Genomic DNA, 26,989 nt, shown 5'->3' with positions numbered 1-26,989 from the left:
GATGGTTAACGCACCTCACCTGCCATGCGGGCAGTGGCGCGGCGGACAACCATATGCAACACGATGGAAAACACTCCCAAGGTCAGCATCGCGGCGAACATCAGATCGGTCTTTGCACGGCCATTGGCCAACAGCATCAAATATCCCAACCCTTGCGACGAGCCGACCCATTCACCAATCACCGCCCCGATCGGCGCATAGACGGCGGCCAGCCTCATCCCCGACGCCAGCGAGGGCATCGCCGCCGGAATGCGGATATACCACAGCACTGCACGCGGACTGGCCTGCATCGTGCGCGCAAGGTCCAGATAGCCCTGCGGCGTCCGCATCAGCCCATCGAAGAAAGACGATGTGATCGGGAAATAGATGATCAGCACCGCCATCGCGACCTTGGACCACAGACCATAGCCCAGCCAAAGCGTCAGCAACGGGGCCAGCGCGAAAACCGGCAGAGCCTGCGTGAACACCAGCATCGGCTGCACCAGAACTCGCGCCGCCCGCGAATTGGCCAGTTGCAGCGCCGTAACCACACCCAGAACCGTCCCGAAGGCCAGTCCAATCACCACTTCAACCGCAGTGATCCAAGTGTGTTCGGCGATCAACCAACGGTTCTGCCACCAGGTCTCGGCCACCACGGCGGGGCTTGGCAGGATGAACTTAGGCAAGCCGGTCGTCCAGACGATCCCCTGCCAGATCGCAATCGCAAACACGGTGGCTGCAAGGGCTGAGAGATATTTCATGCGACCGCCTCGCGCAGCAAGCGCAACAGCGCACCTTGCGTCTCAAGCGTCTCAAGGTCGTCCACATGGCGCGGGGCAGGTGCATGCGGCGGCTCACAGGGGGTCAGGCCCTGCTGTGTCATCACCATGATGGACTGGCCCAGCCGGGCGGCCTCACCCGGGTCATGTGTCACCAGCAAAACGGTCCGGCCCTGCAACGCCTCGACCGCCAAGTCCTGCATATCGGCCCGAGTGCGGGCATCCAGCGCCGAGAACGGCTCATCCAGCAGAACAATCGGGCGATCCTCCATGAGCGTGCGGGCTAAAGCGACGCGTTGGCGTTGGCCGCCCGACAGTTCGGCGGGTTTCTTGGTCATATGATCCTGCAATCGCATGCGCTGAATCAGACGGTTGCGCCGCTCCAGATCGACCGACTTGCCCCGAAGCCGCGCACCTAACGAGACATTCTGTGCGACCGTTGCCCAGGGCAGCAGCAGATCATCCTGCGCCATATAGGCCACGCGGTCCTGCATCGGAGCACCATCGCCGGCGGTGATCTGCCCGGTGAACACGGCACCTGTATCAAGCCCGGCAATCAGACGTAGAATTGTGGTTTTACCGACGCCCGATCCGCCCAGCAGGCAAGTCCACTGCCCGGCCCCAAGGGTCAGGGTGAGCGGCGCGAACAGGGTCGTTCCGTCAATCGTGGCCGTACCTTTGATGCTCAGATCGGGCGCCGGGGTCATGGGGTCAGGCCCATTTGCCAGAAGTTGACTTCTAGCTCGGTTGCCGTGCGGAAGGTCTGGCACAGGCGATCCCAGCGCGGCGAGGCTGCAAAGTCCTCACCAATACGCCGTGTTAGAGCCTGATCGAACAGTTCTCCGACCGCTTTGCATGCGCCCTGGTAGTCGTCGCTGGCATAGGTATTGATCCAATCACGATAGACCTCGGATGTAGCTTCAGAGGCCAACCGCGTGCCGATTTCGCCATAGCCCATCACACAAGGGGTCAGAGCCGCCAGCAGGTCCAGCAAATCACCGCTATACCCGGCCTCAAGCACAAAGCGTGTATAGGCCAGGTTTTCGGCGCGTTCAGGGGTTGCGAACAGCTCCTCATGGGAAATCCCAGCCGCCTCACAGATACCGATATGCAGCTGCATTTCCTCGGCGACCAACGCATTTACCGTGGCCACGGCGGTCAGCATTTCCGAATGAGTCTCGGACTTAACAACCGCCAGTGCCCAAGCACGGGAAAAATGGATCAGGAACACATAGTCCTGTCGCAGGTAGTGCAGGAACGCCGCGCGCGGCAGCGTTCCGTCTTTCATCCCTTCCACAAAGGTGTGGCGAGTGTAATCCCGCCACGGCCCCTGCGCGGCATCCCGCATTAATGCGAAAGCTTTGCCGTAATTGCTCATTGCGCGGTCACATCGATGGCAATGTCGCTGACCGGGTTCAGGCTGTCGATCATGCCGCTGTTCTTCAGGAACTCCTCGAACCGCGCATAGCGACCCGCATCAAACGCCGCCGGACGCAGCGCGAACCGGGGCAGCGTGTCGACCCAGGCACGGGCATTCAGCTCATCCTTCAGCTCGGTCGAGGTGGCCGCGAAGATTTCCCAGCTTTTTTCCGGGTTGTTGACGATATACTGGGTCGCTTTCTCGGTCGCGGCCAAGAAACGGGCGATTTTGTCGGCATCCATCGTATCGGGATTGGCGACATAAATCAGCTCGTCATAGGGTGGGATGCCTTCCTCTTCGATATAGAAACAGCGACCCGCGACACCTTCGATATCCATCTGGTTCAGCTCAAAATTCCGGAACGCCCCGATAACTGCATCCACCTGACCGGTCATCAGCGAAGGCGACAGCGAGAAGTTGACGTTGACCATCTCAATCTCATCCAGACCGATATCATGCTGACCCAGAAGGGTTGTCAGGATCGCCTCTTCGACACCGGCGACCGAGAAACCGATTTTCTTGCCCCGCAGATCGGCCAGCGACTTGATCGGGCCATCATCCAGCACCAGCAGGCAGTTCAGCGGGGTGGCAACCAGCGTGCCGACCCGTTTCAGCGGCAAGCCCTCATGGATTTGCAGATGCAGCTGAGGCTGGTAGGACACTGCCAGATCGGCCTGACCAGCGGCCACCAGACGCGGCGGCGCGGAGGGGTCCGCGGGCGGAATGATTTCAACCTCAAGCCCCTGGTCGGCGAAATAGCCGTTTTCCTGTGCGACGATAATTGGACCATGGTCAGGGTTCACAAACCAATCCAACAAGACGGTCATCTTATCCTCGGCCCAGGCCGGCGCGGCAGCCAGCAGGGCGATTGCAGCGATCAGTTTCTTCATGTTTCGCGGTTCCTTCTGTTCACGAAGTTGAGGCTGCGACAAGAACAATCTCGCCCGGCCAATTCGGTTGAATTCGTTCGGCAGCGCGCCAGGCGCGCAATCCGGTAGCACAGCACAATGCCAGTCTTTTACCCTTATTAGGATCGATATCGCTCAGATCATCCGGCGATATCCGTTGCGCATCAGGATGTACCGGGCGCGGGGATTCCTCGGGGCTGCGCAGCTCGATGATCTGGTCATCTGTCGTCAGTTGCCCGGCCGAGAGAAACCGGAAACAGCTGTTCGGCTCGGGCGCATCGTCAAAGCGGAAGGCCGTGCTACGGAGTGTCCGACCATCGTATTGAACCATCTGACCCAGCACCGAGGGCGTCAGTCCAAGGATCAGGTTCAACGCCATCTGTGCCTGCATCGCGCCGACCGTCCCGACGACCGAACCCAGAACACCAGCGGTGGCGCAGCTGGCCCCGCTGTCCGGCGCATCCGGGAACAGCGCGCGCAAAGACGGTGCGCCGCCGCAGAAACCGCCGACATAGCCCGACAGCCCAAGCACCGAAGCGCTGATCAGCGGCTTGCCTTGCGCCAAGCAGGTGTCCGAGAGGATATAGCTGGCCGCATAGCTGTCTGCGCAATCCAGGATCACATCCGCCTGAGCGACCAGATTCCCAGCAATTTCGCTTGTTAGAGCCTGTTTTTGACCAATGACGTCTATGTCCCCATTGATCGCCTTACACCGCGCCGCCGCACGTTCAGCCTTGGGATGCCCGCAATCCGCTTCAGAAAACAAGGTCTGCCGATGCAGGTTGGACAGCTCAACCTGATCCCGATCCAGGATCGTGATCTGCCCGACCCCTGCCCCGGCCAGCAATGGCAGGGCCGGGGCAGCCAACCCGCCTGCCCCTACCACCAAGACACGCGCCGAGGACAGTCGGCCCTGCCCTTTTGCCCCAACCTCTGGCAACAGCTTCTGACGGGCATATCGGCTCATCTAGTGACCTCGATCCACTGGCGCAAGCGCGCCTCGGGGTCCGCGTTCAGGGTGATATCGGTCACAACCGAGACGATATCCGCACCCGCCTGCAAGACACCCGGCGCACGTTCGACGCTCATCCCGCCAATGCCAACCAGCGGCGTATCTCCAACACGCGCTTTCCATTCTGTTACGCGGGGCAGACCCTGCTGCTGCCATTTCATCTTTTTCAGGATGGTGGGATAGACCGGGCCAAGCGCCACATAGTCGGGGTCCATGGCCAGCACGCGCTCTAACTCATCATCATCATGGGTGGACACGCCCAGTTTCAAACCCGCCTTGCGGATGGCAATCAAATCGGCCTCGTCCAGATCCTCTTGCCCCAAATGCACCCAGTCACAGCCGGCGTCGATGGCCGCCTGCCAATAGTCATTGACCACCAGAACTGTCCCATTTGCGCGGCACAGGTCACGCGACTTGGCAATCTGGTCACGCACCACATCCATGGGCTGGTCCTTGACCCTCAGCTGTACCAACTTGATGCCCAGCGGCAGCATCCGGCGCAGCCAGTCCGAATGATCGAAGATCGGATAAAACCGGTCGAGTGTCATGACAGAAATGCCTTTCCAATAACCGGGGTCGAAGGTTCCGCCATATCGCGCGCCTCGATCGGGTCGGCCTGATGGGCCAGTTGCCCGGCCTCGATCGCGCGGGCCATCGCGCGGGCCATCAAAACGGGGTCCCCGGCGCGGGCCACAGCAGTGTTCAGCAGTACAGCGTCATAACCCAGCTCCATCGCGTGGGCGGCGTGGCTGGGCAGGCCGATGCCCGCGTCAATCACCAAGGGCACATCCGGGAACTCTGCCCGCATCGCCCGCAGGGCATATTCATTGTTCAGCCCCCGCCCTGACCCGATCGGCGCGCCCCATGGCATCAGCACCTCACACCCGGCGGCAAGCAGCCGTTCGCCAACAATCAGATCGTCGGTCGTATAGGGAAAGACCTGAAACCCGTCGCTGGTCAGAATGCGCGCGGCTTCGACCAGCTGGAACACATCCGGCTGCAGGCTGTCGGTATGGCCGATCAGTTCCAGCTTGATCCACTTGGTATCAAAGACCTCACGCGCCATTTGGGCGGTGGTTACCGCCTCTTTGACCGTATGGCATCCGGCGGTGTTGGGCAGCACCGACACGCCCAGATCGCGGATCATCTGCCAGAATGCCTGCCCCGCCCCTGATTCACGGCGAAGCGAGACCGTGGCGACACCCGCCCCGCTTTCGCGAAAGGCCTGTTCCAGAATGGCCGGGCTGGGATATTGCGCCGTGCCCAGCATCAGCGGGTTGGGCAATGTGGTTCCGTAAAAGGATTTCATCCTCAGCCCCCCTGCATCGGCGCGACGATTTCGATCCGATCCCCTTCTGCCAAAGCATGGGCAACACGCAGCCCCGAGGGCACGAATTCTTCGTTCACCGCAGTAGCGACACGGCCCGAGTAGCCGCATTCCATCAGCAATTCCGATAGGGTCTCGGCCCGCACCTCGCGCGGCTCGCCATTAAGCACGATCTTCATCGACCATCTCCGAATGTTTGTGTTCAAGCGCCAGATCGGCAACGCCTTGGGCCAGCGCAGGTGCCAGCAGGTACCCGTGGCGGTACAGCCCGTTGGCGTAAATCGTCCCGCCCCGACGCCTGATCCGAGGCAGATTGTCGGGAAAGGCCGGGCGCAGATCGACGCCGATCTCTAGCACCTCGGCCTCGCCAAAAGCGGGGTTCAACGCATAGGCCGCGCTGAGCAGTTCCAGCATCGAGCGCGCGGTGATGCGGGTTTTATCCTCGGATTCAATCATCGTCGCGCCCAGCATGTAGATGCCATCGCCACGCGGCACGATGTAAAGCGGCATCCGGGGATGCAACAGGCGCACGGGCCGGGTCAGCGTCACATCAGGGCAGCGGATCACCAGCATCTCACCCTTTACGCCCCGAAGATCAGACAAGGCGTCCCGCGCCTGAAGACCACGGCAGTCAATCGCGTTCTCCAACCCAGCAGGGGCGGGTTCGCGATGAAAGGCAACGCCCCGCGCGATAAGATTGTCGAAGACATCCTGCAGCGCCATGCGTGGGTCTATATGGGCTTCGCCCTTGAAATACAGACCGTTGCCGAAACCATGAAGATCAGGCTCTAATGCGGCTAGTTCCTGCTGATCTACCTCATGATACCCCTGCGTTCGACGACCAAATCGACGCAAATCCGGCAAGTCGCGCGCACCGCAAACGACCAAAGTACCGCGCTGATGAACCTTGGTCCGGGTCGCCCACCAGTCAAAAGCACCCTGCCCCAGGCGCAAGACCGGCTCTTCGGCATTTTCGAACTCGCACCACGGGGCCAGCATTCCCCCGGCCCACCAAGAACAGCTATGCGGACCCGGCAGGCCGGCGGGGTCAAAGACTTGCACCCGTGCGCCGCGATGAGCCAATTCGGACGCGACAGCCAAACCGGCCACTCCTGCCCCTATGACAGACCAGATCGTCACGCTGGCCAGACCCGATGGAAATGATGCACCGGACCATGGCCCCGGCCCACGCACAGCCCATCAGCCTGGGCGATAGCGCCTTGCAAATAAGCATGTGCCTCTGCCACGGAATCCCGCAAGCTCAGACCTTTGGCCAACCCGGCGGAAATTGACGAGGACAATGTACACCCGGTTCCGTGGGTGTTCTTTGTGTTCCGGCGCTGCGCTGTGAATTCATCCACCAATCCCGAACCGTCGACCAACAGATCATGACATATCTCGCCCTGTCCATGCCCACCTTTCATCAAAACAGACGCGGCCCCCTTTGCGCAAAGGGCCTGTCCCTGAACCACCATTTCATCCGGAGACTGCGCTTCGGACTGTCCAAGCAAGCGCGCAGCCTCGGGCAAATTGGGCGTCAGAACAGTCGCGCGTGGTATCAGAAGGTCCATAAGGGTCCGGATTGCATCACCCGCCAGCAATGCATCCCCGGATTTCGCTATCATGACAGGGTCCAAAACTATGGGCCCGGCATAGCCCGAAAGGGCATCTGCAACGGTCTCGATAATCTCGGGTGTTGCCAGCATGCCGATCTTGATCGCCCCGACATCCAGATCGCTCAGCACGGCGTCGATTTGCGCGCGGATCACACTCAGAGGAATGCCATGAACGGCTGACACGGCCAGGGTGTTCTGAGCAGTCACCGCCGTAATAACGCTGGCCCCATAAACGCCCAGCGCCGACATCGCCTTGAGGTCCGCCTGAATCCCGGCCCCGCCTCCGCTGTCGGACCCTGCAATGGTCAGGGCAATAGCTGCCATGTCGTTGCTCCATCTTCTAGGGGCAACAACGGAGGATGGAAAACGTCTGTATTCATAAGACCGTTCCCTCCGCCGGAATTGCCCGGATCAGGTTCGATGGGTTGATGCAGCAGCACCTCTCAGCCTTGCGAACAAGGCACCCCAACGGTTGCGCGGACCATCTCAGGAGCGGCGACAATAATCAAGCGGAGATTTGCGAGGCTCTCCCTCGCGCTCCGAGGTATTTTTAGCCAGATGAAGAGCGGATCACCTGCTTCATCTGGCCCTAAATACCTCGGGGGAGTCGCGGGGTCAGCGCCCCCTTTTTTGGGAAAAGACTTCAGCCCTTCATCCCGTCCCAGAAGGATTTGACGGAGGAGAAAAAGCTGTTGGATTCCGGGTGATTATCTTCACCCAGGTCGTCAAACTCGCGCAGCAGCTCTTTCTGGCGGCTGGTGAGGTTTACCGGAGTTTCCACGGCCAGCTCAATGAACATATCTCCAACACCGCCACCGCGTAGGGCTGGCATGCCCTTGCCGCGCAGGCGCATCTGGCGACCCGATTGGCTGCCCGCTGGAATCTGCACACGCCCGCGGCCACCGTCGATGGTTGGAACTTCGATCGAACCACCAAGCGCGGCTTTGGCCATGCTGACCGGCACGCGGCAATAGAGGTTCACGCTGTCACGCTCGAACAGCCTGTGATCTGAGACCTCTACAAAGATGTATAGATCACCCGGAGGGCCACCGCGCATTCCAGCCTCGCCTTCACCGGCCAGACGAATGCGCGTGCCGGTTTCGACACCGGCTGGAATGTTAACGGACAAGGCGCGTTCTTTTTCAACACGGCCCGCACCCTGACAGGATTTGCAGGGGTTCTTGACGATTTGACCCAGGCCCGAACAGGTCGGACAGCTGCGTTCTACTGTGAAAAAGCCTTGTTGCGCACGCACCTTGCCCATACCCGAACAGGTCGGACAGGTGGTGGGCTCAACACCGCCTTCAGCCCCGGATCCGTCGCAGGACGAACAGGCAACCGCTGCCGGGACATTGATGGTTTTCTGCTGACCTGAATACGCCTCTTCCAGCGAGACGCGCAGGTTATAGCGCAGATCCGAACCGCGTGCGGCACGACGTCCACCGCCCCCGCTCCGTTGGCCACCCATGAAATCGCCGAACAGGTCGTCGAACACATCCGAGAATGCACTGGAAAAGTCGCCCTGACCAAAGCCAGCGCCAGGTCGGCCACCGCCGCCCATGCCATTTTCGAATGCGGCATGACCGAACCTGTCATAAGCCGCCTTGCGTTCAGCATCTTTCAGGACGTCATAGGCCTCGTTCGCTTCTTTGAACTGTGCCTCTGACTCCGGATTGTCCTTGTTGCGGTCGGGATGCAATTCTTTGGCCTTCTTGCGAAAGCCTTTCTTGATCTCGTCCGCTGATGCACCCTTGGATACGCCGAGCACATCGTAATAGTCGCGTTTTGACATCAGTATTTCCTTCTGCCTCAACGTAATCGGGCCGGCCCGGTGACCGGACCGGCCCGAATTGGCCCGGTTACCCGTTAGCTACGCTTGTCGTTGTCCAGATCTTCGAACTCGGCATCGACGATGTCATCCTCGCCCGGTGCAGCATCCGCAGCGGCAGGTTCATCTTCGCCGTCTTCAGCTTGCGCTTTGTAGATGGCTTCGCCCAGCTTCATGGCCGCTTCGGTAACGTTCTGGATGCCCGACTTGATCTTGTCGGCATTCTCGGTTTCCAGCTCGTCTTTCAGCGCGGCAATCGCCAGCTCGATGGCTTCGATGGTTGTTGGATCAACCTTGTCGGCATGTTCTTCCATCGACTTTTCTGTCGAGTGGATCAGGCTTTCCGCCTGGTTCTTTGCGTCGACCAGCTCGCGGCGTTCCTTGTCGGCCTCCGCGTTCTCTTCGGCGTCCTTGACCATCTTTTCGATGTCCTCGTCGGACAGGCCGCCCGATGCCTGGATGGTGATCTTCTGCTCTTTGCCAGTGCCTTTGTCCTTGGCCGAAACCGAGACGATGCCGTTGGCGTCAATGTCAAAAGTCACCTCGATCTGCGGCATGCCGCGCGGTGCTGGCGGGATATCTTCGAGGTTGAACTGACCCAGGATCTTGTTGTCCGCAGCCATTTCACGTTCCCCTTGGAAACAGCGAATGGTCACCGCGTTCTGGTTGTCTTCGGCGGTCGAGAAGACCTGAGACTTTTTCGTCGGGATCGTGGTGTTGCGGTCGATCAGTCGGGTGAACACACCACCCAGCGTTTCGATACCCAGCGACAGCGGTGTCACGTCCAGCAGAACAACGTCTTTGACGTCACCCTGCAGAACACCGGCCTGAATGGCGGCGCCCATGGCAACCACTTCGTCCGGGTTCACACCTTTGTGCGGCTCTTTACCGAAGAATTTAGTGACCTCTTCGATCACTTTCGGCATCCGGGTCATACCACCGACCAGAACAACCTCATCTACATCGCCAGCCGACAGGCCAGCATCTTTCAGAGCAGCCGCGCAGGGCTTCATCGACTTCTTGATCAGGTCGCCAACCAGCGATTCCAGCTTGGCACGGGTCAGTTTCATGACCATGTGCAGCGGCTGGCCGTTGGCGCCCATCGAGATGAACGGCTGGTTGATTTCGGTTTGTGAGGTCGAGGACAGTTCGATCTTGGCTTTTTCCGCAGCTTCTTTCAGACGCTGCAGCGCCATCTTGTCCTGGGACAGATCGACACCGTGTTCTTTTTTGAACTCATCCGCCAGGTAGTTGACGATGCGCATGTCAAAGTCTTCACCACCCAGGAAGGTGTCGCCATTGGTCGATTTAACCTCGAACAACCCGTCGTCGATTTCCAGAATGGTTACGTCGAAGGTACCGCCACCAAGGTCATAAACCGCGATGGTTTGGGTTTCTTCCTTGTCCAGACCATAGGCCAGAGCGGCAGCTGTCGGTTCGTTGATAATCCGCAACACTTCCAGGCCGGCGATTTTACCGGCATCTTTGGTCGCCTGACGCTGTGCGTCGTTGAAATAGGCCGGAACGGTGATGACGGCTTGTGTGACTTCCTCACCCAAGTAGCTTTCAGCGGTTTCCTTCATCTTGCCCAGAGTGAAGGCCGAAATCTGGCTTGGGGAGTACTTTTCACCGCGGGCTTCGACCCACGCGTCGCCATTGCCGCCATCAACGATGGCGTATGGTACCATTTTCTTGTCTTTTTCGACTTCGGCATCATCTACACGACGACCGATCAGGCGTTTGACGCCAAAAACCGTGTTATCAGGGTTGGTGACCGCCTGGCGTTTCGCAGGCTGACCGACCAGTCGCTCATCTTCGGTGAAGGCGACGATCGAGGGCGTGGTCCGCGCCCCTTCGGCGTTTTCGATGACCTTCGGCTGCGAGCCGTCCATGATGGCAACGCACGAGTTGGTGGTGCCGAGGTCAATCCCGATTACTTTTCCCATATGTTCAATCCCTTTCTCTTCAAGGCGATGTCCCGAGGCCCGACCCGTTATGGCATCTGGCCCCGATCTGATTTGCGCAATGGTCCTACACCATCGCGCGTCCCGGCGTATATAAGGACGGGAACAGGGGCCTGCAAGCATTCACAAATGCAGGTTTTCAGGAATCTGCAGCCTTTTTTGCAAGGTTTTGGCAAGGATTGAGGAATCTGGAATGGCGCGGCTGCTTTTACGCGGTTTTGAAATCAGGAAAGCTTACCTTGACGGAGCTGCCCAGGCACAGCTGATCACGCTGTTGCGTGCGATTCTGAAATCAGCACCTTTGTTCCGCCCGACCACCCCTTCGGGCAAGGAAATGTCTGTTCGCATGACCTCAGCCGGGGCGCTGGGTTGGGTCACTGACAAGAACGGGTACAGGTACCAGCCGCACCATCCAAAGGGCATGGAATGGCCCACCATTCCAGACTGCATTCTGGATATCTGGCGCGATCTTGCCAGCCCCGAACGTGACCCTGATTGTTGCTTGGTCAACTACTATGGCGAAGGGGCGCGAATGGGCCTGCATCAGGATAAGGACGAGGCCGATTTTTCCTGGCCGGTCCTTTCGATCTCATTAGGTGACGACGCGTTGTTCCGCATTGGCAACACGACCCGAGGGGGCAAAACGGAATCGATCTGGCTTGGCTCGGGCGATGTTGTTGTGATGGGCGGACCCGCGCGCCTAACCTATCACGGGGTAGATCGCATTCGTTTCGGGTCTTCAAAACTGTTGCCAAAGGGCGGGCGGATCAACCTGACATTGCGCGTGGCGGGTTAACGGCGTGCGCTCCAGCTTTGCGACACATGCTGGCGGGCAAAGAAAATTCCAAGCAAGCCGATCAACAACAGAGCCAACCCGACCCAGACAGGATATTCCCAGTTAGTATTGCGCGGATAGTAATTCCGAAAAACGAAACCCCGACACTGGTCGATAATGTGAAACAACGGATTCCAGGCGAACATGGTCAACATGAACCCGCCCAGCGCATTGCCGACGAACATTTTCCCCGAGAACACCATATTCAGGCGCCGGTAAATCGTGCTCATGATCGTCGCAGTGGTCGGAAACCAGGGCTTGATCGCCATGAACACCACGCCGACCGCACAGCCCGTGAACCAGGCCAGCATCAGCATGGCAAAGGCGCCACCGGGCTCCTGAATTTCCAGCGGAGCAACCGATACGCTGTAGACAAACAGGATGATGACGATTGTCAAAACCTGCGTATACAGCGACCCGAAAGCGGCAGCCATAAGCACGACCATCATGTTCATCGGCGAATGCAGCATCATCGGGTTATTACCCGTGTCCACTCCGGAAACCGAACCGACGGCTTTAATGTGCGTCAGAAACAGGAAAACCCCAGACAGCAGATACAGAATGAACTCACCCCGGATTTTGGCAACGCGCGCGCCAAGAAGGGACATGATTACGTAAAACACACTCACCAGCACCAGAACCTGGAAAATATTGATAAGCACCGAAAGCACAGCATTGCTGTGTTGAGATCGGACATTCCGGACCACGGCGTGAAACACCAGTTCCGCCGTCGTAAACGCACCGCCTATAAGCGACCGGTTTCGCTTGTAATAAAACACCCGAAGCGTCTTTCCTGTATTATTGCCTGCAATCTGGCACGAAATTCTTGCCGTTCCGTAACCAGCACAGCATAAGGCCGTCAGGTTATTCGATCAACAAATCACAGGAACGGAGCTTTTTTGTGACCTATGATGCCCTCATCCCCGTCATCCGACGTCTGGCCCTGGAAGCGGGCGATACGATCATGGACATCTATAACTCGGATGGGTTTGACGTGAAGGTCAAATCCGATGCCAGCCCCGTGACCGAAGCAGATGAGGCCGCCGATGCGCTGATCTCGGCCGGTCTGCGCGCGGCGTTCCCCAATATCCTGCTGGTGACTGAGGAACAGGCCGCCTCGCATTCTGAAAAAGGCGATACGTTCCTGATCGTTGATCCGCTGGATGGCACCAAAGAGTTCATCAACCGGCGTGGCGATTTCACCGTTAATATCGCGCTGGTCGAAAACGGCACCCCAACGCGTGGCGTGGTTTATGCGCCAGCCCGCGGCCGGATGTTCTATACTTTGGCCGACGGGCAATCGGTCGAGGAAACCGGCGCGCTGGACAAGGATCAACCCGGCGCCGTGGCTCCGATTTCGGTCTCTGATCCAGACAATTCCGCGCTTTTGGTCGTGGCCTCGAAGTCACATCGTGACCAGGCGACCGACGATTACATCAACAAATATCAAGTGCAGGACAGCAAAAGCGCGGGCTCGTCGCTGAAATTCTGCCTGATTGCGACGGGCGAGGCAGATATCTATCCCCGCGTTGGCCGCACGATGGAATGGGATACCGCAGCAGGTCACGCCGTGCTGACAGGTGCGGGCGGCAAAGTTGTCCGGTTCGACAATCATGCGCCGCTGACCTATGGCAAGGACGGCTATGCAAACCCGTTCTTTATCGCCTACGCTCCGGGTGTAGACCTGAAGGAGGCCTGATGTCCGTTCTGATCGCCATTCCCGCCCGCTACGCCTCGACCCGCTATCCGGGCAAACCTCTGGTGCCGCTCACCGGGGCCAGTGGCAATGCAATGACTCTGATCGAGCGGTCATGGCGCGCGGCCAGTTCGGTCTCGGGCGTGGACCGCGTTGTGGTTGCCACCGATGACGACCGCATTCGCGAGGTGGCCGAAGGGTTCGGGGCCGAGGTTGTGATGACCTCGGAAACCTGTGGCAATGGCACCGAACGCTGCGCCGAAGCGCATGATGTGCTGGGCGCAAGCTATGACATCGTGGTGAACCTGCAGGGCGATGCACCGCTGACCCCGCATTGGTTCGTCGAAGATCTGATCACCGGTCTGCGTGCCGCACCCAAGGCTGGGGTGGCCACTCCGGTTCTGCGCTGCGACGGCGATGCACTCAACAGCCTGCTGAATGACCGTAAACACGGGCGCGTCGGTGGAACAACCGCCGTTTTCGCCACCGATCACGGAGCGATGTATTTCTCGAAAGAGGTCGTGCCCTTTACTTCACAGACTTATGCGGGTGGGGAGGAAACGCCGGTGTTTCACCATGTCGGCGTCTATGCCTACCGCCCTGACGCGCTGGCGGCTTATCCGTCCTGGCCTGTCGGTCCATTAGAGCAACTGGAAGGGCTGGAACAGCTGCGTTTCATGGAAAACGGGCGTAAGGTTCTGTGTGTTGAGGTCGAATCCAAAGGCCGCCAGTTCTGGGAACTAAACAATCCGCAGGACGTTCCCAAACTTGAAGAGATGATGGCCGCGATGGGGCTGGACTGAGTGCCGCAGGCTGTCGCACCCTGAAAAACCGGAATAACGGGATCTGATATGACACATATCCTTGTAACCGGCGGTGCCGGATATATCGGATCCCATGCCTGCAAGGCGCTGGCGCTGGCCGGGTACACACCTGTCACCTATGACAACCTGATCACCGGTTGGCAGGACGCGGTCAAATTTGGCCCGTTCGCACAGGGTGATCTGCTGGACCGGGCGCGGTTGGATGAGGTTTTTGCCAAGTATCAGCCCGCTGCCGTGATGCATTTCGCCGCGCTCAGCCAGGTGGGTGAGGCGATGTCCGAACCCGGAAGATATTGGGCGAACAATGTCACCGGTTCGCTGACCCTGATCGAGGCCGCCGTGGCGGCTGGATGTCTGGATTTCGTGTTTTCGTCGACCTGCGCCACCTATGGTGAACATGACAATGTGGTCCTCGACGAAAACACGCCACAGCAGCCGCTGAACGCCTATGGCGCCTCGAAACGTGCGATCGAGGATATCCTGCGTGATTTTCAGGTCGCCCATGGGCTGAACCACGTGATTTTTCGGTATTTCAACGTGGCGGGCGCTGATCCGGACGCAGAAGTTGGCGAATTCCACCGCCCCGAGACCCATCTGGTTCCGCTGATGTTGGATGCGATTGACGGCAAGCGCGACGGGCTGACTGTGTTCGGAACCGACTATGACACGCCCGATGGCACCTGTATCCGCGATTACGTGCATGTCTGCGATCTGGTTGACGCGCATGTTCTGGGGCTGCGCTGGCTGGAACAGGGCAAAGACAGTCGCGTTTTCAATCTGGGCACCGGGTCCGGCTTTTCAGTGATGGAGGTGATCGAACAGTCGAAATCCGTCACCAATCGCGCGGTGCCCTATACAATCGGTCCACGCCGCGCCGGAGATTGCACCAAGCTGGTTTCGGGCTCGGACCGGGCCGGGCAAGAACTGGGCTGGTCCCCCAAAAGGTCCGTGTTAGAGACGATGATTGCCGATGCCTGGCGCTGGCATCAGAACGGGCATTACGACAGATGAGGGCCGCGTGAGCGATACCCTGCCGCCAATCGGATGGGTGCAACGCTATCGCTTGCGCCTGAAACGCAGGCGGCTGTTGTGGCGATCCTTTCGCAGCCGCCATCAGTTAACCCAACTGGTCGACCGAACCGACCAGATACGCCCGGGTGCGATACTGGTCTTTACCACCCTGCGAAATGAAATCACGCGCCTGCCCTGGTATTTCCATCACTACCGGTCGCTGGGCGTTGATCATTTTCTGATCGTGGACAACGGCAGCGTTGATGGCTCGGTCGCATATCTGAAAGATCAACCGGACGTATCCCTGTGGCAAACCGATGCCAGCTATCGCGCCTCACGATACGGGCTGGATTGGCTGACCTGGCTACAGATGCGATTTGGTCACGGCCATTGGACTTTGATGGTGGATGCGGATGAGTTGCTTATCTATCCCGAATGGGACAGCCATCCGCTGCAGGATTTGACCCAACAGCTAGAGGCACAGGGGCGCGACGCTTTCGGAGCCTTGATGTTGGACCTGTACCCCAAAGAACAGCTCGGCACACAGCCCTATGACCCCGGGACCGACCCGACCGAAGTTTTGGGCTGGTTTGATCCAGGCCCGTTGCGCGCCAAACGGCAATCGCCGCTGGGCAATCTCTGGGTTCAGGGCGGTGCACGGGAGCGCGTGTTTTTTGCTGACCGGCCCGAGCGGTCACCAACTTTAAACAAAATACCGCTGGTACGCTGGTCGCGGCACTATGCTTACGTGAACTCCTGCCATTCCGCCCTGCCCCGAGGTTTGAACGCCACGTATGACGGACCGGGGAGCCACGGCCCTTCAGGCGTGTTACTGCACACAAAGTTCCTGCCCGAGGTGGTCATCAAATCAAGAATCGAGAAAACCCGAGCGCAGCATTTTCACGACCCGGCGGAGTTCGACAGCTATTATGACGGCATAATTAACCGCCCGATCATGTGGGATCCACAATCGGTGGAATATATCGGATGGCGCCAACTGTGTGAGCTTGGCTTGATGGGCAAAACTGACTGGAAAAACAACGTTTCGGACTAACTACTTTTAAATGCGTTGCTTCATTAGATGGTAAAGTGGCATAAAATGGCATTCGCCCGGCTCCACTCTGGCTTGTTCAGGCCCCGGGTATGCTCGCGTATAAACAAAGGTTGGGCAGTCGCGTGAGCCTGTTGGATTCATACCGAATGAGATTGCGGCGCAAGCGCCGCCTGTTGCGTTGCGTTCGCAAACGGCGCGAATTAGAAGCGGTTTCCGACAAAACCAACGCCATTCAACCCGGTGACATCCTGTTGATGAGCGTGGTGCGAAACGAAAAAATCCGCCTGCCCTATTTTCTGGAATATTACCGAAAACTTGGCGTTGATCGCTTTTTGTTTGTGGACAACAACAGCGACGACGGCACCCGCGAGTTTCTGAGTAGTCAGCCGGACGTATCGGTCTGGCAGTCCAACGGCAGCTATAAGCGGGCCACATATGGCACTGATTGGTCGAACTATCTGCTGCGCAAATACGCCGATGGGCACTGGGTTCTGACGGTCGATCCGGATGAGTTCTTCATCTATCCGTTCTGCGACACGCGGCCCATTCGTGCCCTGACCGACTGGCTTGATGGCTGTGCCGTCCGCAGTTTCGGCACCATGCTGATCGACATGTACCCGCAGGGCCCGGTAGATGCCGAACCCTATCGTGAAGGGCAAGACCCCTTCGAAATTGCCCGTTGGTTCGATGCCGGGAATTATGTGATCAGCAAAAACCCTGAATACGGGAATCTCTGGATACAGGGTGGGCCGCGCGCCCGTGTCTTTTTCCGCCAGGCTCCGGAAAAGGCGCCTGCGTTGAACAAGATACCGCTGGTCAAGTGGGACCGTCGGTATGTCTATGTCAGTTCGACCCATTCGCTGCTGCCACGCGGGCTGAACCAAGTCTATGACGATTGGGGTGGCGAAAAAACCAGCGGGGCGTTGCTGCATGCCAAGCTGATCAACACCTTGGGCGACAAGGCACATGAAGAGATGGAGCGGCGTCAGCACTATCGCGGGTCCGGCGAATATCGCGCCTATGCCGAAGGGCTGAACGACCGTCCGGTGTTTTGGTGCGACTGGTCCGAGGCTTATATAAACTGGCGACAGCTTGAGATTCTTGGCCTCATGTCGAAAGGGAACTGGGCATGAGCAGCCTTGGCGTCATCATGCTGGTGCATGCCGCGCTTCCAAGGGCGCAACAGGTCGCGCGCCATTGGGCGGCATCCGGCTGCCCGGTGGTGATCCATGTCGACCGCAAGGTTGCGGACACTGTTTTTGATGACTTTGTAGCCTCCTGTGCGGACGAACCTCTGATCCGGTTCTCGGAGCGCCACACCTGCAACTGGGGCGGTTGGGGCATTGTTGCAGCCTCGCAATCAGCGGCTGAACTGATGCTGGAGGCCTTTCCCGATGTACACCATATCTTTCTGGCCTCGGGCGCCTGCCTGCCGCTACGGCCCGTCGATGAGCTGGTCACATATCTAGCGGAACGGCCCCGTGTCGACTTTATCGAAAGCGCGACAACAGCTGATGTAAGCTGGACGATCGGCGGACTGGATCAGGAACGATTTACGCTGAGATTTCCGTTCTCGTGGCGTAAACAGCGCAAATTGTTCGACGCTTACGTAAAGCTACAGCGGACCATCGGGATCCGACGGTCGATACCCGAAGGTCTGGTGCCGCATATGGGCAGTCAATGGTGGTGCCTGACCCGTCAAACGCTGTCGGCCATTCTGCAAGATCCCAAACGCAAAACATATGACCGCTATTTCCGGCGCGTCTGGATTCCCGACGAAAGCTATTTTCAGACCCTAACCCGGCTTTATTCAACACATATCGAAAGTCGCTCCCTGACGCTGTCCAAATTTGATTATCAAGGTCGCCCGCATATCTTTTATGACGATCATCTACAGCTATTGCGACGGTCGGACTGTTTTGTAGCACGCAAGATCTGGCCCCAGGCCAATCGGCTTTATCAGGCGTTTCTGACCAACCAGGCACAGGCGATGAAGCCTACAGAACCCAACCCGGGCAAGATCGACCGGTTGTTCTCGAAAGCGGTCGAGCGCAGGACCCGAGGCCGGGATGGCCTGTATATGCAAAGCCGCTTTCCCCGCCACGGCAGCGAGAACGGACTGACGTCGTTCCCCTATTCGGTATTCCAGGGGTTTACCGAACTGTTCGCAGATTTCGAGCCCTGGCTATCGGAAGCCACCGGAACAAAGGTCCACGGTCACCTCTTCGGTCCCGAACGTGCGGAATTCGCCGGCGGAGCGCCTTTGGTCAACGGCGCACTAAGCGATTGTGCCAGCCTGCGGGACTATAATCCTACGGCGTTTTTGTCGAACCTGATCTGGAATACTCGGGGCGAGAAGCAGTGCTTTCAATTTGGCCCCACGGATACGCAGGACATCAACTGGTTTCTGGCGCGCGACAGAAATGCGCAGATTTCAGTTGTCACAGGCGCCTGGGCCATTCCCCTGTTCCGTTCGAATGGAAATTTCGCGGATATCCGTAACGAAGCCGCCCGCCTGCAACAAATCGAGACCAAACAGCTTGAGGTTTTAACTTCGGTCTGGACCAAGGCCAAAGTGTGCACCTGGTCGCTGGCCGAGTTTGTGGAATCTCCGATGGAGCCTCTGCAATCCATTCTGGAAGAAACCGGATGCCAGAACCCCAGCCACCTGACCCAAGCCCCTACGATGGTCGACCTGTCCGGGTTCGGGAAGTTCCTACAAAACCTAAAGAACCAGGGTATGCACCCTTATCTTATGGGAGATTTTCCAGCCGATGACATTTTTGGCCGGCAACTCAGGCCTTATCGAAAACCATATCTGGTGCAATAGCGTTTCATGTCATCCAAATTCGACTATTTCGTAATACTTGCCGCCATGCGGACCGGATCGAACCTGCTTGAGGCAAATCTGAACGCATTGGAAGGTGTCTCCAGCCATGGTGAGGCCTTCAATCCTCATTTCATTGGCAGGCTAAAGGGGGACAGCCTGTTGGGCGTCACTCTCGAAGAACGCGACAATGACCCTAAAACCCTGCTGAACGCCATCCGATCAGCTGAGGGTGAAATGAACGGGTTTCGCTTTTTCCAAGGCCATGATCCACGTGTGTTAGAGCCTGTTTTAGATGATCCGAGTTGCGCCAAGATCATTCTAACGCGCAACCCTCTGGACAGCTATATCTCGTTGAAGATTGCGCGCGAGACCAAGCAATGGCAGCTGAAAAACGTCAAGCGGCGGCGCACCGAGCAGATCGCCTTCAACCTTCGTGAGTTCGAAAACTATCTGGACCAGCAACAGGCCTTTCAACTGACTTTGCTGCATCATCTTCAGGCCAGCGGGCAAACCGCCTTTTTCATCGCTTACGACGATCTGAACCGGCTCGACAGCCTGAACGGCCTGGCGGCCTGGCTTGGGGTATCGGGTCGGTTGACCACGATCGACGACACGCTCAAACCCCAAAACCCTGAGCCGGCCTTGTCCAAGGTGACAAACCCTGATGAGACCGAACAGGCCTTGTCGCGCATCGACAGTTTCAGCCTGCACAGAACTCCGAATTTTGAACCCCGGCGTGGCGCGGCCGTTGCGACCTATGTCGCCACGCCGAAAACCCCGTTAATGTATCTGCCCGTGCGGAGCGGCATTGAAGGGGTTGTGAAGCAATGGATGGCAGCGCTTGATTCAATCAGTGCGGATGACCTGATCACTGATCAAAACCGCAAAAAGACCCGCCAGTGGTTACAGGATCATCCGGGGCATCGCAAATTCACCGTGGTGCGGCACCCGCTGGTACGCGCACATTCGGCCTTTTGTTCCTATATCCTCAGCACCGAGCCCGGCGCCTATCTGAAAATCCGCAATATGCTGCGCAACCGGTTCAAGCTTCCGATCCCCGGACAGTTACGCGCTGAAAACTACCCCATCGAACAGCATTATGAGGCATTCTCGGCTTTTCTGACCTTCCTGCGGCAAAACCTGGCGGGACAAACCCCTGTGCGCGTTGACGGCGTTTGGTGCAGTCAGGCGCAGGTGTTGGAGGGCGTAGTCAGTTTTGCCCTGCCGGATCTGATCCTGCGCGAGGAAGAAATTGCAACTGCCCTGCCTGATCTGGCGCGGCGGCTGGGTCATGACAGCCCGCCCGCGCCCGGCAATACCAGACCAGATATCCCGTTTTCACTGAGCGATATCTATGACACCAAACTTGAGGCGCTGGCGGCCGAAACCTACCAGCGCGACTATATGCAATTCGGGTTTGACGTCTGGAAGCCGGTTACGGGCGCAGCGTAATCACTGTGCCGCGATTCACCATCGCATAGATCTCTTCGATCTCTTCATTCTTGACAGCGATGCACCCTGCCGTCCAATCCGATTGCTTCTTGGCACGCTTTTTCTCGGACCGGGTTTTCGGCTCGCCGTGGATGAAAATGTCACCGCCCGGATCAACGCCCGCAGCCTTGGCCTCTGCGATATCCTTCGAATCCGGATAGGAAATCCCCAGCGACAGGTGATAGCGGCTTTTGGGATTGCGCCGGTCGATCAAATAGGTGCCCTCTGGCGTGCGGCCGTCGCCGCGTTTTGTTTTGGTGCCATTGGGGGCAAAGCCAAGATCGACCTTATATTCCTTGAGGACATGTTCATTGTGCAGAAGATAAAGCTTCCGCGCGCTTTTGTTGATGACCATAGAGGTCACCTCGGGGCCATCATAGGCCAGAAATCTGGGGTTGGCCGAGGCGCAGGCCGAAAGACCCAGCGTAGCCACAGCACCCATTCCAAATGCTCGACGATCCATGTTTAATGCCTGCTTCTGCTTTTTTTTGTGATTATGCCAGAAATCCAGAAAACTGAAATCACTTTTTGCTGTTCGACTGCTCAAGCAAGCGGCGTTCGATGGATTCCAGCCTTTCCAGCACCTCATCACGATAGGCATCGGTTTTCACCTCATCCTCGGCGTGATGGGCATCCTGCATTGAATTCACGATCAGACCAACCAACAGGTTCACCACTGCAAATGTCGTAACCATGATGAAAGGCACAAAGAATATCCACGCATAGGGATAAACCTCCATCACCGGGCGCACGATGCCCATGGACCAGCTTTCCAGCGTCATGATCTGGAACAACGTATAGGCCGACAGGCCCAAATCGCCGAACCAGTCCGGGAATGTGCCCGAGAACAGCTTGGTTGAAATTACCGCGCCGATGTAAAACAGGATCGCCATCAGCAGGAAAACGCTGGCCATACCCGGCAAGGCCGAGATGAAACCCTCAACCACCCGGCGCAGCCGTGGCGCGACCGAGATCACCCGCAAGACCCGCAGGATCCGCAGCGCCCGCAGAACTGACAGGCCACCGGCGCTTGGGATCAGGGCAATGCCAACAACGATGAAGTCAAACAGGTTCCAGCCATTGGTAAAGAACCGCCGCCCCGTGGCGACCAGCTTCATCGCGATCTCGGCAACGAAGATGGTCAGGCAGAGGCTGTCCAACACCACGATCAAGGGACCCGCGGCCTCCATCAGCGTCGGTGAGGTTTCCATGCCGAGCAGGATGGCGTTGAAGATGATGACACCTGTGATGAACCGACCGAAGGTCGGGTTTTCAGTGATATCATGCAGGCGCTGGGCAAGCCCCATTCTGAAACTCTCCTGTTTGGTCATGATGCGGGGTTTAGTGCAAACCGCGCGGCAAGTTCCGTGTGTGACGACCATCGAAATTGGTCCACCACCTGTACCCATTCAAGGGTATAGCCTGCGTTAATCAGGTTTTTTGCATCCCGCGCAAAGGTCACGGGGTTGCATGAGACATAGGCGATGACCGGGGGCAGCGCTTGCGCCAGCTCGGCCACCTGCGCCTCAGCCCCGGCGCGGGGCGGGTCCAGGACAACCGCGTCAAAGTTCTTCAGCTCATCAGGCATCAATGGGCGGCGGTACAGGTCGCGCGCCTCGGTCGTGACCCGTTTCAGACCTTGCGCGCGACGCCAGCCTTGATCCAGAGCGGCGGTCATCAGGGCCTCACCCTCAACCGCGTGTACTTCGGCGTCCTCGGCCAGTGGCAATGAGAATGTCCCGCAACCCGCAAACAGGTCCACAACCCGCTTGGCGCCCTTGGTTGCCTGCAAAACTGCCTTTAATAGAGCCTGTTCTCCGTCCTTCGTGGCCTGCAGAAATGCCCCTGGAGGCGGCACGACAGCCGCCACGCCAAATCGCTGAATCGGGGCGTGACGCGAGGCGATCACCTCGCCATCCCAGCTGAGCCGCGCAAGCCCATGTGCCTCGGTCGCCTGTGCCAGGGCCAGTTCCAACGGACCGTCCAGCGATTTACCGCCTTTGACGGCGACATCCAAACCGCCCTCGGACAGGGTCAACGTAACGGCCAACGCCCCCTTTCGGCTACCGCCCAAAAGGGCAAACGCCTCGGCCACGGGGACGGCTGAAATCAGGGCCGGATCAAGCAGATGACAATCGGAAATCTCGGTAATCGTGTCCGAGGCGCGGCCATGGAACCCGGCCATGGTGCCTTTTTTGGTCCGCCGAACCGCAATCGTAGCCCGTCGCCGTGAGCGTTCCGGCGAGGTGTGGATCGGCCGCATCGGGGCATCGAGCCCCTGTGCGGCCAGCGCGTTGCGCACGACCTCAACCTTCCAATCAGCGACGAAATCATCCGCGGCATGCTGTAGCTGACATCCGCCGCAGGCTTTGTAGTGACGGCACGGTGCTTTGACCCGCTGGTCAGAGGGGGTCTCGACCCGAATGTCGCTCAGCACTTGACCAACCAATGTCCCGCTGACCACCTCCCCTGGCAAGGTGCGGGGGGCGTAGATCGGTCCATCGGCGATGCCGTCGCCCTGATGACCAAGGCGTAAAATGCTGTAATGCTGCGTCATGAGGGCCTGATAGCTGGGCTTTACCCACAACAAAACCCTTATTCGGCGGCGGCGGCCTGAATAAACCCGCCCGATTGGCGATCCCAGAACCGGGCATAAAGCCCGCCCTGTTCCAACAAGTCGTCATGGCTTCCCATTTCAACGATCTGCCCTTGATCCAGAACGACGATCCGGTCCATCTCGCTTAGCGTCGACAGCCGATGTGCAATCGCCAGCACCGTCTTGCCTTGCATCACCCGATGCAGCGCGGTCTGGATTGAGGCTTCAACCTCGGAATCCAAGGCCGAGGTTGCCTCATCCAGCACCAGAATCGGCGCGTTTTTCAGGATGGCGCGTGCAAGCGCAATCCGCTGCCGCTGACCGCCGCTCAGTTTGACGCCGCGCTCGCCCAGATGAGCATCATAGCCCTTGCGGCCATGGGCATCCCGCAGGCCAAGGATAAACTCATGCGCCTCGGCCTTTTGCGCAGCCGCGATCATATCGTCTTCTGAGGCGTCGGGGCGACCATACAAGATATTCTCGCGCGCCGAGCGGTTGAACATCGCCGTTTCCTGCGTGACCATCCCGATCTGACTGCGCAAACTGTCCTGCGTCACCTGATTGACGTCCTGTCCGTCAATCCGAATTGCGCCGTTTTCCCCTTCATAGAGCCTGAGTAGAAGCGAAACGAGCGTAGATTTCCCCGCACCGGACGCACCCACGATACCCAGCTTTTCGCCAGGATGTACGGTCATGTGCACATCGGTCACGCCGCCGATGTCACCGCCATAGGCAAAGCTGACATGGTCAAACTCGATCTGACCTTCTGGCACGCTCAGCCTAGCTGCCCCTGCCGCATCCTCGACCCGGTCACGCTTGGCCAGCGTCTTCATGCCATTCTCGATCTCGCCGACATTGGCATAAAGCCCCATCAGCGTGAAACTGACCCAGCCTGTCATCTGCGAAATTCGCACGGACATCGCGCCCGCCGCAACGATATCACCAGCGCTGGCCATCCCGGACCGCCACAGCAGCAAGGTCACCCCCAGCAGCAGCACGGGCAACACCCCGGCCAGAACCATCAGTATGAACCTAAAACTGGCGGAGAGCTTGCCAAAGGCCAGCATCTTGTGGCGCAGATCGACCATCGAGTTTCGGGCTGCCTGATCCTCGAACTCGGAATGGGCGAACAGCTTGACGGTTTTGATATTGGTGATCGTGTCGACCACCTGCCCCGACACCATCGCCCGCGCCCCGGCCCGCGCCGCTGAGCGTGCCCGGATGCGTGGCAAATACCAGCGGATCAGCAGGAAATACACCGCCAACCAGGCGGCGAAGGGCAGCATGACCAGCAGATGAATAGACCCTAACAAAAGCAAAGTCCCTGCCAGAGACGCCAGCGCAAAAACCATTGCGCTTATCGTCTCGGACACGACCGAGGCCATCGCGTTCGAAGTTTGCATCTGTTTCTGAGCGATCCGCCCGGCAAAATCGTCGTCGAAATAGGTCACAGACTGACCCAAAGTCCACCGGTTCAGCTTGGCCAGAACCAGGGGCGGGATATTGGGCATGACAATATAGTTGTTGGAAAAGGCCGAAAGACCAAACAGCGCCGGTCGCAGCAGCATGAAAAATGCGGCGACCCCTCCAATTATCCAAAGATTGCCCGCCGTCAAAACCCCATCCGGCCCGCTTTCGTTTGCCATGTCGATCACCAGACCCAGCATCCAGGCGGTTCCGGCCTCCATCGCCCCGGCAGAGGCCGAAAACACGGAGGCGACAAGGATCATCGGCCAAGCTCCGGACAGGCACCAGCGAATGAACGCCCCCAGCCTTTGCGGCGGGGGCGTTTCGGTGGGTTTGAACGGATCTATGAGATCGGCAAGTTTCACTCAGCTGCCTCCGTGTTCAGGAAGCCCCCAGATTGCCGTGCCCAGAACTGGGCGTAAAGCCCGCCCTGTGACAGCAATTCGGAATGGGTGCCCTGCTCGACGATCCGGCCGCCATCCATCACCAGGATGCGATCCATTTGGGCAATGGTGCTGAGGCGGTGGGCAATCGCGATCACGGATTTGCCCTGCATCATGCCATAGAGCGTTTCCTGAATCGATGCTTCGACCTCGGAATCCAGCGCCGAGGTCGCCTCATCCAGCAACAGGATCGGCGCGTCCTTCAGGATCACCCGCGCCAGCGTCACCCGCTGCCGCTGACCACCTGACAACTTCACGCCCCGCTCGCCCACATGCGCATCATAGCCGGTACGCCCCTTCGGGTCCTGCAGGTCAAGGATGAACTCATGCGCCTCGGCCTGTTTGGCCGCGGCAATCATCTGCTCTTCGGAAGCCTCGGGGCGGCCATAGAGGATATTGTCGCGCACCGAGCGGTGCAGCAACGCGCTGTCCTGTTGCACCATACCGATATGGATGCGCAAGCTGTCCTGAGTGACCCGGGCAATGTCCTGATCGTCGATCAAAATGGCCCCCTGCTCCACATCGTAGAACCGAAGTAGGAGCTTAACTAGGGTCGACTTACCAGCTCCCGACCGTCCGATCAGACCGATCTTTTCGCCCGGCTCGATGGTCAGGTTGATATGGTCCAGCCCGCCGGTCTTGCGACCGTAATGATGCGACAGATCACGAACCTCGATCTTGCCGTTGGACAGATGCAGGGGCTTGGCCTGCGGCGCATCCAACAGGTCGATCGGTTGAGCGATCGTCTCCATGCCTTCGGCAACGACACCAAGCTGGCGGAAAAAACTGGTGAGCGCCCACATGATCCATCCGGTCATCGCGTTCAGGCGCAGGGTCAGGGCTGTGGCCGCCGCGACCACACCGACCGTAGCACTGCCCTGCATCCACAGAGCAATCGCCCAGCCAACCACACCAACGATCAGCAGCCCGTTCAATGCAACCAGAACCGCATCCATGATGGTGAAAATCCGCATCTCAGCCTGAAAGGTACGGCGGGTTTCCTCGATCGCTTCGCGCGCATAATCCAGTTCCTGTGCCCCATGGGCAAACATCTTTACGGAATGGATATTGGTATAGCTGTCCACAACCCGGCCCGTTACGGCCGAGCGCGCGTCTGAGGCCGCCTTCGAAGCCGGTCCCACCCGCTGCACCGTCCAATGCACCAGAAACCCATACAGCACGAGCCAGATCAACAACGGCAACAGCAGCCGGGCATCAGCCGTCATCAACAAAATGGCTGCGCCGATCAGGTATGCCAGCGAGAAGGAAATCGCATCAAACACCTGAAACACGGCCTCACCCGCAGCGGGCGGCGTCTGCATGATCCGGTTGGCAATGCGGCCTGCAAAATCATTCTCGAACCAGCCCACCGATTGCCGCAACACGTGCTTATGCGCGCGCCAACGGATCAAAGTGCCAAAATTCGGCAGGATCGTGTTGTTCAGCAACAGCACGTCAACGACATGCAGCATGGGTCGCAGCAGCAGCACAAAAAGCGCCACCAGGATCAGTTCCGTACTATGGGTCTGCCAAACTTCGTCCGGCGGGGCGGACAGCAAGTCAACAACGCGACCCATATAATAGATCAGACCGACCTCAACCGCGGCCACCACGACCGAAATCAATCCGGCCCATAAGAACACCCGCATAAAAGGGCGGGAATAGTTCAACATAAAGGGCCACAGCCGTTTCGGCGGCGTGTCGGTTTCTTCGTAGTCGACAAAAGGGTCGACGAGATTTTCGAAATAGCGAAACATAGAGAGTGCTCCGATTGAGCAGATAACAAGTCATGCGAAAAAAGATGGCGCCAGAACACCACCCCTACGGGTCAAGTGTTATGGCTTTAGCCGAACCAGATCCCGTAATACATTCGCATCCCTCCATTCATGTTACAGGCGCAAGAAAACAC

At 58.4% G+C, this 26,989-nt stretch carries 26 protein-coding genes and 1 riboswitch; of the genes, 8 read left to right on the top strand and 18 right to left on the bottom strand.

The genetic code is table 11. From position 1 onward, the window contains the following. Positions 1–5: 5 nt before the first annotated feature. The 12 genes from AC2FH0_RS17075 to dnaK all read right to left on the bottom strand — a co-directional run bounded on the left by AC2FH0_RS17075 (position 6) and on the right by dnaK (position 10,815). Positions 6–740, bottom strand: a complete 735-nt coding sequence (locus tag AC2FH0_RS17075) for an ABC transporter permease (protein WP_271950546.1) — start codon at positions 738–740, stop codon at positions 6–8. Further along, positions 737–1,465, bottom strand: a complete 729-nt coding sequence (locus tag AC2FH0_RS17070) for an ABC transporter ATP-binding protein (protein WP_496692625.1) — start codon at positions 1,463–1,465, stop codon at positions 737–739. The genes AC2FH0_RS17075 and AC2FH0_RS17070 overlap by 4 nt, the downstream gene beginning before the upstream one ends. Continuing rightward, entirely contained in the window at positions 1,462–2,136 is a 675-nt protein-coding gene (gene tenA / locus AC2FH0_RS17065; protein ID WP_185956696.1) for a thiaminase II, read from the bottom strand. Before tenA ends, AC2FH0_RS17070 begins: the two co-directional genes overlap by 4 nt. Beyond that, the gene (locus tag AC2FH0_RS17060; protein ID WP_142637333.1) at positions 2,133–3,068 is read right to left on the bottom strand and encodes an ABC transporter substrate-binding protein; all 936 of its coding nucleotides are present in this window, start codon (positions 3,066–3,068) and stop codon (positions 2,133–2,135) included. The genes tenA and AC2FH0_RS17060 overlap by 4 nt, the downstream gene beginning before the upstream one ends. A 19-nt stretch (positions 3,069–3,087) precedes the next feature. Continuing rightward, positions 3,088–4,053, bottom strand: coding sequence for a ThiF family adenylyltransferase (locus tag AC2FH0_RS17055; RefSeq protein WP_496789921.1), 966 nt, complete (start codon positions 4,051–4,053; stop codon positions 3,088–3,090). After that, complete coding sequence (locus AC2FH0_RS17050; protein WP_496789919.1) at positions 4,050–4,646, bottom strand: thiamine phosphate synthase; 597 nt, start codon at positions 4,644–4,646, stop codon at positions 4,050–4,052. The genes AC2FH0_RS17055 and AC2FH0_RS17050 overlap by 4 nt, the downstream gene beginning before the upstream one ends. Next, entirely contained in the window at positions 4,643–5,407 is a 765-nt protein-coding gene (locus tag AC2FH0_RS17045; protein ID WP_496789918.1) for a thiazole synthase, read from the bottom strand. Before AC2FH0_RS17045 ends, AC2FH0_RS17050 begins: the two co-directional genes overlap by 4 nt. 2 nt (positions 5,408–5,409) lie before the next feature. Beyond that, the gene (gene thiS / locus AC2FH0_RS17040) at positions 5,410–5,604 is read right to left on the bottom strand and encodes a sulfur carrier protein ThiS (RefSeq protein WP_496702866.1); all 195 of its coding nucleotides are present in this window, start codon (positions 5,602–5,604) and stop codon (positions 5,410–5,412) included. After that, complete coding sequence (locus AC2FH0_RS17035; RefSeq protein ID WP_496702868.1) at positions 5,588–6,565, bottom strand: FAD-dependent oxidoreductase; 978 nt, start codon at positions 6,563–6,565, stop codon at positions 5,588–5,590. Before AC2FH0_RS17035 ends, thiS begins: the two co-directional genes overlap by 17 nt. Further along, a complete protein-coding gene (gene thiD, locus AC2FH0_RS17030) occupies positions 6,562–7,365 on the bottom strand; it encodes a bifunctional hydroxymethylpyrimidine kinase/phosphomethylpyrimidine kinase (RefSeq protein WP_496789916.1) in 804 nt (267 codons plus the stop codon). The genes AC2FH0_RS17035 and thiD overlap by 4 nt, the downstream gene beginning before the upstream one ends. Positions 7,366–7,412: 47 nt before the next feature. Further along, positions 7,413–7,519: riboswitch (TPP riboswitch) on the bottom strand. Positions 7,520–7,684: 165 nt separating this feature from the next. Then, positions 7,685–8,833, bottom strand: a complete 1,149-nt coding sequence (gene dnaJ / locus AC2FH0_RS17025; protein ID WP_496692623.1) for a molecular chaperone DnaJ — start codon at positions 8,831–8,833, stop codon at positions 7,685–7,687. Positions 8,834–8,907: 74 nt separating this feature from the next. Then, complete coding sequence (gene dnaK, locus AC2FH0_RS17020) at positions 8,908–10,815, bottom strand: molecular chaperone DnaK (RefSeq protein ID WP_281973405.1); 1,908 nt, start codon at positions 10,813–10,815, stop codon at positions 8,908–8,910. Between the two features lie 211 nt (positions 10,816–11,026). On the opposite strand from dnaK, the gene AC2FH0_RS17015 reads away from it, so the two are divergent. Continuing rightward, positions 11,027–11,629 carry an alpha-ketoglutarate-dependent dioxygenase AlkB family protein gene (locus tag AC2FH0_RS17015; protein ID WP_496789914.1) on the top strand — a complete coding sequence of 201 codons (603 nt, stop codon included), beginning with the start codon at positions 11,027–11,029 and terminating at the stop codon, positions 11,627–11,629. Here the strand turns inward: AC2FH0_RS17015 and AC2FH0_RS17010 are convergent. Next, the gene (locus AC2FH0_RS17010) at positions 11,626–12,447 is read right to left on the bottom strand and encodes an ABC transporter permease (RefSeq protein WP_496789913.1); all 822 of its coding nucleotides are present in this window, start codon (positions 12,445–12,447) and stop codon (positions 11,626–11,628) included. The two genes, AC2FH0_RS17015 and AC2FH0_RS17010, sit on opposite strands and share 4 nt — an antisense overlap. 122 nt (positions 12,448–12,569) lie before the next feature. Here AC2FH0_RS17010 and cysQ point away from each other — a divergent pair, with 122 nt between their 5' ends. From cysQ to AC2FH0_RS16975, 7 genes are all read left to right on the top strand, one after another. After that, on the top strand, positions 12,570–13,367 hold the full coding sequence (gene cysQ, locus AC2FH0_RS17005; protein ID WP_281995827.1) for a 3'(2'),5'-bisphosphate nucleotidase CysQ: 798 nt from the start codon (positions 12,570–12,572) through the stop codon (positions 13,365–13,367). Further along, positions 13,367–14,167 (top strand): 3-deoxy-manno-octulosonate cytidylyltransferase family protein, encoded by an 801-nt coding sequence (locus tag AC2FH0_RS17000; protein ID WP_496789911.1) that lies wholly within the window; start codon positions 13,367–13,369, stop codon positions 14,165–14,167. Before cysQ ends, AC2FH0_RS17000 begins: the two co-directional genes overlap by 1 nt. 48 nt (positions 14,168–14,215) lie before the next feature. Continuing rightward, positions 14,216–15,199, top strand: coding sequence for a UDP-glucose 4-epimerase GalE (gene galE, locus AC2FH0_RS16995; RefSeq protein WP_496789909.1), 984 nt, complete (start codon positions 14,216–14,218; stop codon positions 15,197–15,199). After that, positions 15,159–16,253, top strand: a complete 1,095-nt coding sequence (locus tag AC2FH0_RS16990) for a glycosyltransferase family 2 protein (protein WP_496789907.1) — start codon at positions 15,159–15,161, stop codon at positions 16,251–16,253. The genes galE and AC2FH0_RS16990 overlap by 41 nt, the downstream gene beginning before the upstream one ends. Positions 16,254–16,399: 146 nt before the next feature. Continuing rightward, positions 16,400–17,386, top strand: a complete 987-nt coding sequence (locus AC2FH0_RS16985) for a glycosyltransferase family 2 protein (protein ID WP_496690221.1) — start codon at positions 16,400–16,402, stop codon at positions 17,384–17,386. Beyond that, positions 17,383–19,083, top strand: coding sequence for a DUF5927 domain-containing protein (locus AC2FH0_RS16980; protein WP_496789905.1), 1,701 nt, complete (start codon positions 17,383–17,385; stop codon positions 19,081–19,083). The genes AC2FH0_RS16985 and AC2FH0_RS16980 overlap by 4 nt, the downstream gene beginning before the upstream one ends. 6 nt (positions 19,084–19,089) lie before the next feature. After that, positions 19,090–20,535: a nodulation protein NodH gene (locus AC2FH0_RS16975; RefSeq protein WP_496789904.1), complete on the top strand. Its 1,446-nt coding sequence runs from the start codon at positions 19,090–19,092 to the stop codon at positions 20,533–20,535. On the opposite strand, the gene AC2FH0_RS16970 is transcribed toward AC2FH0_RS16975, so the two are convergent. From AC2FH0_RS16970 to AC2FH0_RS16950, 5 genes are read right to left on the bottom strand one after another with little or no spacing between them, the layout of a single operon-like run. Continuing rightward, complete coding sequence (locus tag AC2FH0_RS16970) at positions 20,519–21,037, bottom strand: L,D-transpeptidase family protein (RefSeq protein WP_142637369.1); 519 nt, start codon at positions 21,035–21,037, stop codon at positions 20,519–20,521. The genes AC2FH0_RS16975 and AC2FH0_RS16970 overlap by 17 nt on opposite strands. A gap of 58 nt (positions 21,038–21,095) precedes the next feature. Further along, positions 21,096–21,881: an ion transporter gene (locus AC2FH0_RS16965; protein WP_271950705.1), complete on the bottom strand. Its 786-nt coding sequence runs from the start codon at positions 21,879–21,881 to the stop codon at positions 21,096–21,098. A gap of 20 nt (positions 21,882–21,901) precedes the next feature. Next, positions 21,902–23,131, bottom strand: a complete 1,230-nt coding sequence (locus AC2FH0_RS16960) for a class I SAM-dependent RNA methyltransferase (RefSeq protein WP_496789902.1) — start codon at positions 23,129–23,131, stop codon at positions 21,902–21,904. Between the two features lie 38 nt (positions 23,132–23,169). Continuing rightward, entirely contained in the window at positions 23,170–25,002 is a 1,833-nt protein-coding gene (locus AC2FH0_RS16955) for an ABC transporter ATP-binding protein (protein ID WP_496789899.1), read from the bottom strand. Then, complete coding sequence (locus tag AC2FH0_RS16950) at positions 24,999–26,837, bottom strand: ABC transporter ATP-binding protein (RefSeq protein ID WP_496789898.1); 1,839 nt, start codon at positions 26,835–26,837, stop codon at positions 24,999–25,001. Before AC2FH0_RS16950 ends, AC2FH0_RS16955 begins: the two co-directional genes overlap by 4 nt. Between the last annotated feature and the right edge of the window lie 152 nt (positions 26,838–26,989).

The sequence above is a fragment of the Ruegeria sp. CDSC051 genome (assembly GCF_059610665.1).
Note: the sequence above shows the minus strand (reverse complement) of the source record. Positions and strands in the feature narration are given on the sequence as shown.

Coding starts and splice junctions, on each gene's coding strand:
- AC2FH0_RS16990 (WP_496789907.1), top strand. CDS start 15,159: ATGCCTGGCGCTGGCATCAGAACGGGCATTACGACAGATGAGGGCCGC.
- AC2FH0_RS17075 (WP_271950546.1), bottom strand. CDS start 740: ATGAAATATCTCTCAGCCCTTGCAGCCACCGTGTTTGCGATTGCGATC.
- AC2FH0_RS16965 (WP_271950705.1), bottom strand. CDS start 21,881: ATGGGGCTTGCCCAGCGCCTGCATGATATCACTGAAAACCCGACCTTC.
- AC2FH0_RS16975 (WP_496789904.1), top strand. CDS start 19,090: ATGTCATCCAAATTCGACTATTTCGTAATACTTGCCGCCATGCGGACC.
- dnaJ (WP_496692623.1), bottom strand. CDS start 8,833: ATGTCAAAACGCGACTATTACGATGTGCTCGGCGTATCCAAGGGTGCA.
- AC2FH0_RS17015 (WP_496789914.1), top strand. CDS start 11,027: ATGGCGCGGCTGCTTTTACGCGGTTTTGAAATCAGGAAAGCTTACCTT.
- AC2FH0_RS17045 (WP_496789918.1), bottom strand. CDS start 5,407: ATGAAATCCTTTTACGGAACCACATTGCCCAACCCGCTGATGCTGGGC.
- AC2FH0_RS16980 (WP_496789905.1), top strand. CDS start 17,383: ATGAGCAGCCTTGGCGTCATCATGCTGGTGCATGCCGCGCTTCCAAGG.
- AC2FH0_RS17070 (WP_496692625.1), bottom strand. CDS start 1,465: ATGACCCCGGCGCCCGATCTGAGCATCAAAGGTACGGCCACGATTGAC.
- AC2FH0_RS17050 (WP_496789919.1), bottom strand. CDS start 4,646: ATGACACTCGACCGGTTTTATCCGATCTTCGATCATTCGGACTGGCTG.
- thiS (WP_496702866.1), bottom strand. CDS start 5,604: ATGAAGATCGTGCTTAATGGCGAGCCGCGCGAGGTGCGGGCCGAGACC.
- AC2FH0_RS16960 (WP_496789902.1), bottom strand. CDS start 23,131: ATGACGCAGCATTACAGCATTTTACGCCTTGGTCATCAGGGCGACGGC.
- AC2FH0_RS17055 (WP_496789921.1), bottom strand. CDS start 4,053: ATGAGCCGATATGCCCGTCAGAAGCTGTTGCCAGAGGTTGGGGCAAAA.
- galE (WP_496789909.1), top strand. CDS start 14,216: ATGACACATATCCTTGTAACCGGCGGTGCCGGATATATCGGATCCCAT.
- AC2FH0_RS16970 (WP_142637369.1), bottom strand. CDS start 21,037: ATGGATCGTCGAGCATTTGGAATGGGTGCTGTGGCTACGCTGGGTCTT.
- dnaK (WP_281973405.1), bottom strand. CDS start 10,815: ATGGGAAAAGTAATCGGGATTGACCTCGGCACCACCAACTCGTGCGTT.
- AC2FH0_RS17000 (WP_496789911.1), top strand. CDS start 13,367: ATGTCCGTTCTGATCGCCATTCCCGCCCGCTACGCCTCGACCCGCTAT.
- thiD (WP_496789916.1), bottom strand. CDS start 7,365: ATGGCAGCTATTGCCCTGACCATTGCAGGGTCCGACAGCGGAGGCGGG.
- AC2FH0_RS16950 (WP_496789898.1), bottom strand. CDS start 26,837: ATGTTTCGCTATTTCGAAAATCTCGTCGACCCTTTTGTCGACTACGAA.
- AC2FH0_RS16985 (WP_496690221.1), top strand. CDS start 16,400: ATGAGATTGCGGCGCAAGCGCCGCCTGTTGCGTTGCGTTCGCAAACGG.
- AC2FH0_RS17060 (WP_142637333.1), bottom strand. CDS start 3,068: ATGAAGAAACTGATCGCTGCAATCGCCCTGCTGGCTGCCGCGCCGGCC.
- tenA (WP_185956696.1), bottom strand. CDS start 2,136: ATGAGCAATTACGGCAAAGCTTTCGCATTAATGCGGGATGCCGCGCAG.